Source organism: Psychrobacter submarinus (genome assembly GCF_904846685.1).
Taxonomy (GTDB): domain Bacteria; phylum Pseudomonadota; class Gammaproteobacteria; order Pseudomonadales; family Moraxellaceae; genus Psychrobacter; species Psychrobacter submarinus.
Genome location: NZ_CAJHBQ010000005.1, coordinates 166,322 through 175,641, shown reverse-complemented (window position 1 = coordinate 175,641; position 9,320 = coordinate 166,322). Strand labels below are relative to the sequence as shown.

The window sequence follows — 9,320 nt, the reverse complement described above, 5'->3', positions numbered from 1 at the left end:
CTAATGTATGTGAACTGACCCCCAAATGTTGGACGGTTTAGTTTATACCAAGGACTGAGTTCTGTACTGTACAGGACTCAGTCCTTTTAGTTTGAGTTGAATACGCTCATTATTGTAATAATGAATATACTCATGAATCTGTTGTTCTAACTGCTCAATCGATTTTGGTTTCTCAATATAGATCGTCTCGCACTTAAGTGTACCAAAGAACCCCTCCATCAGTGCGTTATCCAAGCAGTTGCCTTTTCTGCTCATGCTTTGCTTAATACCGTGCTGTTTAAGCGCCTTACTAAACGGTCTCATCTGATAATGCCAGCCTTGATCTGAATGCAGCATTAAACGGTTGTTCTGGTGCGTATCTATCTTATCTAACGCCTTATCTAGCATCTTGCTAACCAAATCATAGGTAGGTCTCTTTGAGAGCGTATAGCTGATGATCTCATTGTTATAACAATCGAGTATCGGTGACAAATACAGCTTATGATCACCCACCTTAAACTCAGTAATATCGGTCAGCCAGCGTGTGTTCGGTCGATCTGCATGAAACTGGCGCTTTAAGTAGTTCTTTGCAATCTTGCCTTGTACGCCTTTATAAGAGCGATACCTTTGTCGTCGAATCCGTGCGCTTAAGTTTAGATGGCGCATAAGCTTAGCGATGAGCTTGTGGTTATGATGACTGCCTAACTGCTTTAGCGCTGCCGTTATCCTGCGATAGCCGTACCTGCCTTTATGCTGGTGATACAGCTTAGTAATACGCTGTTTTAAGTCAGCATGCTTATCTTTATCACTAAGCTTTGCTCTATGATAGTAAAAGACGCTTTTAGGCATCTTAACGATGTCTAGCAAAGCTGATAAAGGATAGTCTTGCCTTAGTTCTTCGATGAGCCTTGCTTTTTGCCTGCTTGTTCCTCCGCTTTGAGCAAGGCATCGAGCTTTTTTAGGTAGGCGTTCTCCGCACGTAGGTATTCATTCTCACGCTTCAATTCTGCTAAGCTTTTTTCATCATCTGGTTTGTCTGTGATAAAGGGTTTACTCATGACTGCTCTACCTTTGCGTTTAGATGTTAGTCCAGACATACCTTGTTGCCGATACGCTTTGTGCCAGTGACTTATTAATGCCGGTGAGCTGATGTTATACCTTAACGCAACTTCCAATTGACTTAAGCCTTGGCTAAGCATCGTTGTAAGCACTTTGTGTTTAAACTCGCGACTATAGTAGGCTTTGCTGGTCTTTGGTTTGATAGCATCAATGCCCCCGCTTTGATATTGCTTAACCCATTTGATGACTATCTTATTATCTAGGTTAAATTCCTCAGCTGTAGCACGACCAGTATGTCCTTGCATATAGTATGCGATGACTTGCAGCTTAAAGTCTAGATTATAACGCATAAAAATACCCCATAAGTTGTGTCCAACTTATGGGGGTCGGTTCAATGTTGGGGGCTTTTTTTGTCTGCTATTCTTATTCTTATATTGAAAACCCATCACTAGCTAGTGATGGGTTTATGGTTTTAGTTTGGCAGTAGACTGGCTAAATACTTCTTTTAGGCTAGTAGGTTCTTTACGCTTGGTTTCATTATGCTTGTGGCGGGCTTTTGAGGAGGCTTGATAAGCGCGCAGTCGAGAGTGCTGTAGAGACCATCCCAGATTCTGTGTAACTGCCATTTAGATTAAATGCTTACTGATACGGTCATCAAACATAATCATAAAGCGATTCAGAGCAGACGTCCAGTTACGGATTGGCATCGACCACCTTGACGATGCCTGCTGAGTTGCTAGATATACTACCTTGAATGCTGCCTGATCAGAGGGGAACACCTTACGCTTATTCACCGCTGTCCGAATCACACTGTTTAGCGACTCTATCGCATTGGTGGTATAAATCACTTTTCTGATGTCTTTCGGATACTCAAAGAACACCGTTAGGCCCTCCCAGTTATTGCGCCAAGACTTAACCACGTGCGGGTAATCTTTGCCCCATACCTCATCAAAGTGCTCAAGATTGGCCTCTGCCATCTCAAGGGTATCAGCGCCGTAAATGGCCTTTAAATCAGCCGCTACGGCCTTTTTATCCGTCCACGGCACAAACTTCATTGAATAGCGCACCATATGAACAATGCAAAGCTGAACCTGAGCGTTAGGGTAGACCGTATTGATGGCATCAGGGAAGCCTTTTAGGCCGTCTACACAGGCAATAAGAATGTCTTGAACCCCGCGGTTTTGTAGCTCAGTGAGAACACCCAGCCAGAACTTAGCGCCTTCATTCTCTGAGAGCCACATACCAAGCAGCTCTTTTTTACCACTAAGATTGACGCCTAGAGCTAGGTAAATGGCTTTGTTGATGATCTGCTTGTCTTGACGTACTTTGACGACAATGCAGTCCAAATAGACGATAGGATAAACACTACTCAGCGGTCTGTTCTGCCAAGCGGTGATGTCATCCAAGATGTTGTCAGTGACTCTGGAAACCAAGCTGCTTGAGATGTCGACGTCGTAGATGTCCTTGATGGTTTCGACAATCTCAGTAGTGGTTTGACCTTTGGCGTATGAGCGAGGATCAGCAAGTGTCTGGGAGACACTTGCCCGAAGCACAAGACGTAAGGCTAAGCCTGTAGTGAAATATGATTTTATCATCAAGACCTGAAATACGGGTTTGGTGCTTACTGACAAGTACAGGCTCAAAGCTACTGTCGCGGTCTCTTGGGGTGGAGATCTCAAGCTCGCCTGTGTCGCTACGGACTCTCTTTTTAGTGTGCCCATTGCGCTTATTAGGCCTGTCTGCCTTTTCATGCTTGGGGTATCCAAGATGCTCTTCCATTTCTGCTTCTAGGGCAGTGTCGATGAAGGACTGCATGAGCTGCTTTTGAAAGTCTTTGATGTCATCAAAGCTTTTCATGCTGCTGGCCATTTGCTCAGCCAGTTTCTTGATGTCAGATTGGTTAGTCATTGCTTATTCTCCGGTTAGTGGATTATAAGCAGTTACACAAAGTTTGGGAAACTCTCATGGAAGAATTGCCTTTTGAGTTTGAAGCAATGTACAATGATAAGATTAACCCGTTAGGTCAGGTGGCCTAACTTAAATAAAAAGTCTCCGACAAACCCGGTACGGTTCAGATGATGCGTTCTACTACATGGATTACAGTCTTGGTTGGATTGTTCATGTTCCAAAGCTTTTGGAATGTGGCGGCGGCCTTTTGTGTCCATGAACAACAGCCTCAATCACAGCAGAGTTATCATTTTGGTCATCACCAAAATACCTTGTGTGCCAGCGATAGTCGTCAACACGATCATAATGGACAGTCAGAAAACATAAAAACATTCAGTAGCGATTTAGAAATCGGTGAAGATCATCAAGATCATCTACCATCGATGATGCATTTGATTGTACAAAATGAAAAAGTAGATGTGTTTCATCCAAGCTCTGAAGTTAAAGTGAATCCACAATTTCATTGGAAAAACAGCTATCAGGCTCCTGACCTGTTTCAACAAAGCCCACCTCCCGAATTTTCCCCGCTCATGGTGGGGTAGCCTAAAACATTCCCACCACTTTTATTATTTAAATAAGTGGGAAAAATCATGTCTTCACAATCAATTATACTCTTGCGTCATAGCTTGGTTGCTTGTATATGTGCAGCGGCTATGCAATATAGCTATGCTGAAAACGTTACCAGCTTTGAATCCGCTTTAGCAAAAGTACAAAGTTACCAGACTCAAGACAAGCCGTGGCAACAAGTTCAGCAAATATCTGAATTGAATATTCAGCAAAGTCGGTTATGGCAGAATCCAAGTATAAGTTTAGAACAGTCTGGCTTTGGCTCAGGTCAAGAACAGGAATTCAATGTTGGCGTTAGTCAACCTCTAGATCTATTTGGTCAGCGTAAGCTGAACCGGGTGATTGCCAATACCTCGAATCAACAAATCCAATTGCAACAGCAATTATGGAAGGCACAAAGCCAACTGATTGTTAAATTTGCATGGTCGCAATTTGCACTTGCTGAGGTTGAGCAGTCTGCTTATTCAGTACAGTTAAAAACAAGTAAAGTCAATCTGGACAGTGCCCAGAAACGCTATCAGGCAGGCAGTATTGCCCTGGTTGATTTTGAGCGTGCCCAAATTGAAGCGCTAGAAATCCAACGACTTTATGAGCAAGCGATGCTGAATAAACAAGCTGCCGGTCGTCAGCTGTCTAATTTGTGGGGGGGAGAAACATCTTCACATCTTCAATTGAATAAAACCGCTATCCCTTGGCCAGAGCAAAGTCTCCAAACTGTGCAACGGTATATTGCTGAAGGGTGGCTAGAAAAATTCTATGCCTTGAACATTCAGCAATCGGATCATCAAATTGAAAATTTAAGAATTCAGGCACGTCCCAATCCGACTTTAAATGTAGGCATGAGACGTAGCAAAACCCCTAATGAAAGCAACGATACGACTTTAGTAATCGGCGTGGCTATTCCACTGAATATTTTCAATCGCCAGCAATATGCGATCCCGATGGTCCAGCAACAGCAAATATTGCTGAACCAACAGCAGCAGCGTGAGCTGAAGCAACAAATACTCGATATTGCCAACAGCATGCATCAGCTCAAAGGTTTACGTAGCCAGTTCGATGCCACAACAGCACAAGTTACTTTGGCGACCAAAGTTCAGAGCCGTACTTTACTAGGGTTTCAGGCAGGGAAACTGTCCATTACCGACGTTCAGCAAGCAACCACCCAACTGCAGAATCTTCGATTGGGTCAATTACAAACTCTACGTCAAGCTTGGCAAACTGCCCTAGCAGCTGAGGCACTCAGTATTGGCACAAGTTATGAAGAAATTAGCCGTTCGGATGCCTATACACAACTGAATAAAAAGGCAGTCGAAGCATCGCAAAATTTAATCAATGGGGGAGCACGATAAAATGAACGCCAAGCAAAACGGAAAAATATCCCAGTCTCTCATGATTGCAATTTTGATTCTGATTACGGTCTTGGTCAGTCTGGCTATTTGGTTAAGTTCAAAAAAAACTGAATCTGAGGGGCAGGGTTATGATGAGGGAAATGCCGAATATTCTGATGAAGATAGTTCTGAAGAAGGACATGCTGAAGAAGGCGAAATACAACTGACCAGCCAACAAATGGTTGAACAAGGTTTAAAAGTTGCTGTTGCATCCACAGGATTGGTTGAAAAGCTGACAACCCTGCCAGGTAAATTGGTGGTGAATACCGATCAACAAGCGCATATATCGCCTAAATTTAGTGGTTATGTCGAGCAGATCAATGTGGCTTTAGGACAGAGCGTGCAAAAAGGACAAACGCTGGCTGTACTAACCGTGCCTGAACTGATCGACCAACAGGCAAATCTGCGTATGGCACAGGTGAATCTGGATTTGGCCCGTAAAGATTACCAGCGCGAACAGCAACTCTGGTCACAGGGGGTTTCTGCCAAACAGGATTACCAGCGTGCCGAAAATGCCTACCGTCAAGCGCAGATTACTGTCCAGTCCTCACAAGCACGTTTAAATGCATTAGGTGCAAGTGGCAATAACAATGGGCGTTTTCTGATTAAAGCACCGATCTCTGGGGTGATCAGTCAAAAAGATATTGTGGTCGGTGAAAATGTGCAACTGGCTAATCAGCTCTTTGTCATTGAACAGCTGAAAGATTTATGGCTTGAGTTTAATTTGCCGAATCAATTCTCAGGTCAACTGCAAGCCGGGCAAAAAATTGACTTTAAAGTGAATGATTCAGATCAAAGCTATAAAGCTACTGTACAAAGCTTAACCTCTCAGGCAGATGTACAAACAGGGCGTCTGGTGGTGCGCGCAAAACTCGATGCGCAAGCTACTGAGTTGCGTTCTAATGTGTTAGTGAGAGTGTTGATTCCGGAAGCTACAGCAAAATCAGCCCTTCGGATTCAAAAGTCTGCGCTGCAAAGTATTGAAGGTGAAGACAGTATTTTCATCGTAGATTCAGAACAAAAAGGTCAAGTCCACTTAAAAGCACAGAAAGTGCAATTGGGGCAGGCTTCAAGTGATGGACAATGGCTTGAAGTGATTTCTGGGCTGACTGAAGGGCAGAAGTATATCGCTCAAGGCAGTTTCTTGTTGAAATCTGAATTAGAAAAAGACGAGGCAGGCCATGGACATTAATTCTGATCTACCAAAACCAGAAGGTTTATTCGAACGAATCATTCAGTTTTCCATACAAAATGCGATTTGGGTGTTGCTCTTTGCCTGTACCTGGATTGCGGTCGGGGTGTATAGCTATCAGAAACTCCCGATTGATGCTGTACCCGATATTACCAATACCCAAGTCCAGATTAATACTCAAGCCAAGGGTTTTACTGCGCTTGAAGTCGAACAGCTGATTACCTATCCCATTGAAAATGCCATGGCTGGCATTCCGGATCTGGAGCTTACCCGTTCCATATCCCGTTATGGACTCTCTCAAGTCACCATTATCTTTAAAGATGGGACTGATATTTATTGGGCCCGTCAGCAGATTAACCAACGGACACAGGAGGCGCAATCTGAGTTGCCTGCACAAATCGCACCGACGATGTCCCCCGTTTCTACGGGTCTCGGTGAGATTTATCAATGGGTACTGAAGGCAGATCCGAATGCGAAAAAGCCGGATGGAACTGCATACACGCCGATGGATTTGCGTGAGATTCAGGACTGGATTGTGCGTCCTCAACTGCAACGTGTTAAGGGAGTTGCAGAGGTCAACAGTATTGGTGGTTTTGAAAAAACCTATGTGGTCTCTCCCGATTTAAACCGGATGCAGCAACTGAATATCTCATTAGAACAACTGCAACAGGCTTTAGCGCAAAATAATGAGAACCGAGGTGCAGGTTATATTGAAGACAATGGTCAGCAACTGACGGTACGTGTACCGGGTACATTCAATGGGCTTTCTGATATTGAGAACACCATGCTGGGTAGCCCAAATGGCAGCCCAATTCGGGTTGGTGATATTGCGCAAGTCTCTATTGGGCATGATTTAAGAACCGGTGGGGCAACCTATAACGGCAAAGAAACCGTTTTAGGGATTGTCATGATGGCGATGGGTGGAAATAGCCAGACTGTTTCTAAAGCTGTGGATGCCAAGCTTCAAGATATTCAGAATAGTTTGCCTAAAGGGGTAGTGATTGAAACGGTGTACGACCGTACTATCTTGGTTGAGAAGGCGATTAAAACCGTTCAGAAAAACTTGGTAGAGGGAGCAATCCTGGTCATCATCATTCTGTTCCTGTTTTTAGGGAATATCCGTGCTGCCTTGATTACTGCCTGTGTCATTCCACTCTCTATGCTGTTTACCTTAACCGGGATGGCACAGCAAAATATCAGTGCCAATCTGATGAGTTTAGGTGCACTCGATTTCGGCATCATTGTCGATGGTGCTGTGGTGATTGTCGAAAACTGTATCCGGCGTTTAGCCCATACACAGCAACTGTTAAAACGACCTCTCACACAAAGTGAACGCTTTAAGGAAGTTTTTCTGGCTGCCCGCCAAGCACGTCGTCCTCTTATTTTTGGTCAGCTTATTATTTTGGTGGTGTATTTGCCGATTTTTGCTTTAAGTGGTGTGGAAGCAAAAATGTTCCATCCGATGGCATTGGCAGTGGTACTCGCCCTTGTTGCAGCCATTATTTTATCGATCACCTTTGTGCCTGCTGCTGTGGCATTGTGGGTCAAAGGCGATATTCAAGAAAAAGAAAGTCGTTGGATGTTATGGCTAAAAGCTAAATATCAGCAAACTCTTGATATTTCGTATCAATACAAAGCAGTTGTGCTGACTTTTGCACTGTGTTTATTAGTGATTACGGGATTTATCAGTACCAAACTCGGCAGTGAATTTGCACCACAGCTCAGTGAAGGAGACTTTGCGATACAACAGTTACGTTCACCAAGTACAGGCTTAGAAGAGTCTTTACGTATTCAGGAGAATACTGAAAAACTTCTTTTAAAGAGTTTCCCTGAAATTAAGGCAGTATTTGCCAGAACGGGTACAGCCGAGGTTGCAACAGATGTCATGCCACCCAATATTTCAGATGGCTATATCATGTTAAAGCCTCGTTCAGAATGGCCAAATCCTAAAGAAAGTTTAGATGAATTACGTGGCCGTATGGTGACGTATTTAGCCACGATTCCAGGCAATAATAGTGAATTTTCACAACCGATTGAACTCCGATTTAATGAATTGATCTCAGGTGTGCGTAGTGATGTTGGTGTGAAAATCTTCGGTGATGATATGAATGTCCTCAATACTGAGGCGACTAAAATCTCCAAAATCATTCAGCAAATATCGGGTAGCAGTGCCGTGAAAGTTGAGCAGACCTCAGGTTTGCCATTACTGAATGTCGAGGTAAATAAAACTTTGGCTGCACAATATGGTTTGAGTGTGCGTTCAATTCAAGACCTTGTGGCAACCAGTATTGGTGGACAAAGCGTGGGAGAGATTTTAGAAGGCGATCGTCGTTTTGATTTTGTTATCCGTCTTGGAGAGCAAGACCGTAGTGTCGCATCTGTTTCCCAGTTACCTATTCAGCTTCCAAATGGTGGCAGTATTTTATTGTCGGATGTCGCGCAAGTCTCGACCATTGAAGGAATCAACCAAGTCAGTCGAGAAAATGGTAAACGCCGAGTTGTGGTTACAACGAATGTTGAAGGGCGTGATTTAGGGTCTTTTGTTTCTGATGTACAGACACAGCTCAAAGCATACACTTTGCCAAGTGGTTATTGGATAGAATATGGCGGTCAGTTTGAAAATTTGGCTTCAGCCAAAGCACGGATGCAAATCGTGATTCCACTGGCTTTAATCACTATCTTTATTTTACTGATGGCGGTCTTTCACAATGTCAAAGAAAGTCTATTGGTCTTTACCGGGATACCCTTTGCCTTGACCGGTGGTGTGCTGTTCCTTTGGCTAAGGGATATTCCATTATCGATGTCAGCTGGAATTGGCTTTATTGCCTTATCTGGTGTTGCAGTCCTCAATGGACTGGTAATGCTGACCTTTATTAAGGAATTAAGGGACAAATATCCAGTGCATAAAGCCGTGTGGCAAGGGGCTATTTTGCGCTTAAGACCAGTGTTGATGACAGCTTGTGTGGCTTCACTGGGTTTTGTACCAATGGCGCTGGCAACCGGAACAGGGGCTGAGGTTCAACGGCCACTGGCAACCGTAGTGATTGGCGGGATTATCTCTTCAACATTACTAACTTTGGTGCTGTTACCCGTGCTTTATCGTTGGATAAATGAAAAAAAAGTTTCTTAATCCAATAGATTAGTCGATTTACAGCAGAGATATTGGCTGTTATCCAATATCTCTGCTC

At 43.8% G+C, this 9,320-nt stretch carries 7 protein-coding genes and 1 pseudogene; 4 read left to right on the top strand and 4 right to left on the bottom strand.

The genetic code is table 11. The annotated features are described in order from the left end of the window. Window positions 1-42: 42 nt before the first annotated feature. From JMY03_RS12945 to JMY03_RS12930, 4 genes and pseudogenes are all read right to left on the bottom strand, one after another. Window positions 43-882 carry an IS3 family transposase gene (locus JMY03_RS12945; RefSeq protein ID WP_265089654.1) on the bottom strand — a complete coding sequence of 280 codons (840 nt, stop codon included), beginning with the start codon at window positions 880-882 and terminating at the stop codon, window positions 43-45. Further along, on the bottom strand, window positions 870-1,388 hold the full coding sequence (locus JMY03_RS12940) for a helix-turn-helix domain-containing protein (protein ID WP_201604231.1): 519 nt from the start codon (window positions 1,386-1,388) through the stop codon (window positions 870-872). The genes JMY03_RS12945 and JMY03_RS12940 overlap by 13 nt, the downstream gene beginning before the upstream one ends. 114 nt (window positions 1,389-1,502) lie before the next feature. Further along, entirely contained in the window at window positions 1,503-1,664 is a 162-nt protein-coding gene (locus JMY03_RS12935; RefSeq protein ID WP_201604229.1) for a hypothetical protein, read from the bottom strand. Then, window positions 1,665-2,946: pseudogene (locus JMY03_RS12930) on the bottom strand (IS256 family transposase). Between the two features lie 167 nt (window positions 2,947-3,113). Here JMY03_RS12930 and JMY03_RS12925 point away from each other — a divergent pair. Genes JMY03_RS12925 through JMY03_RS12910 form a run of 4 tightly spaced genes read left to right on the top strand, consistent with a single transcriptional unit; the run spans window position 3,114 to window position 9,262 of the window. Continuing rightward, window positions 3,114-3,527, top strand: coding sequence for a cation efflux protein, CzcI-like (locus JMY03_RS12925; RefSeq protein ID WP_227514115.1), 414 nt, complete (start codon window positions 3,114-3,116; stop codon window positions 3,525-3,527). 48 nt (window positions 3,528-3,575) lie between these two features. Further along, window positions 3,576-4,901: a TolC family protein gene (locus tag JMY03_RS12920; RefSeq protein WP_201604228.1), complete on the top strand. Its 1,326-nt coding sequence runs from the start codon at window positions 3,576-3,578 to the stop codon at window positions 4,899-4,901. 1 nt (window position 4,902) lies between these two features. Then, window positions 4,903-6,132, top strand: a complete 1,230-nt coding sequence (locus JMY03_RS12915; RefSeq protein ID WP_201604226.1) for an efflux RND transporter periplasmic adaptor subunit — start codon at window positions 4,903-4,905, stop codon at window positions 6,130-6,132. Continuing rightward, complete coding sequence (locus tag JMY03_RS12910; RefSeq protein ID WP_102093422.1) at window positions 6,122-9,262, top strand: efflux RND transporter permease subunit; 3,141 nt, start codon at window positions 6,122-6,124, stop codon at window positions 9,260-9,262. The genes JMY03_RS12915 and JMY03_RS12910 overlap by 11 nt, the downstream gene beginning before the upstream one ends. The last annotated feature ends 58 nt before the right edge of the window (window positions 9,263-9,320 follow it).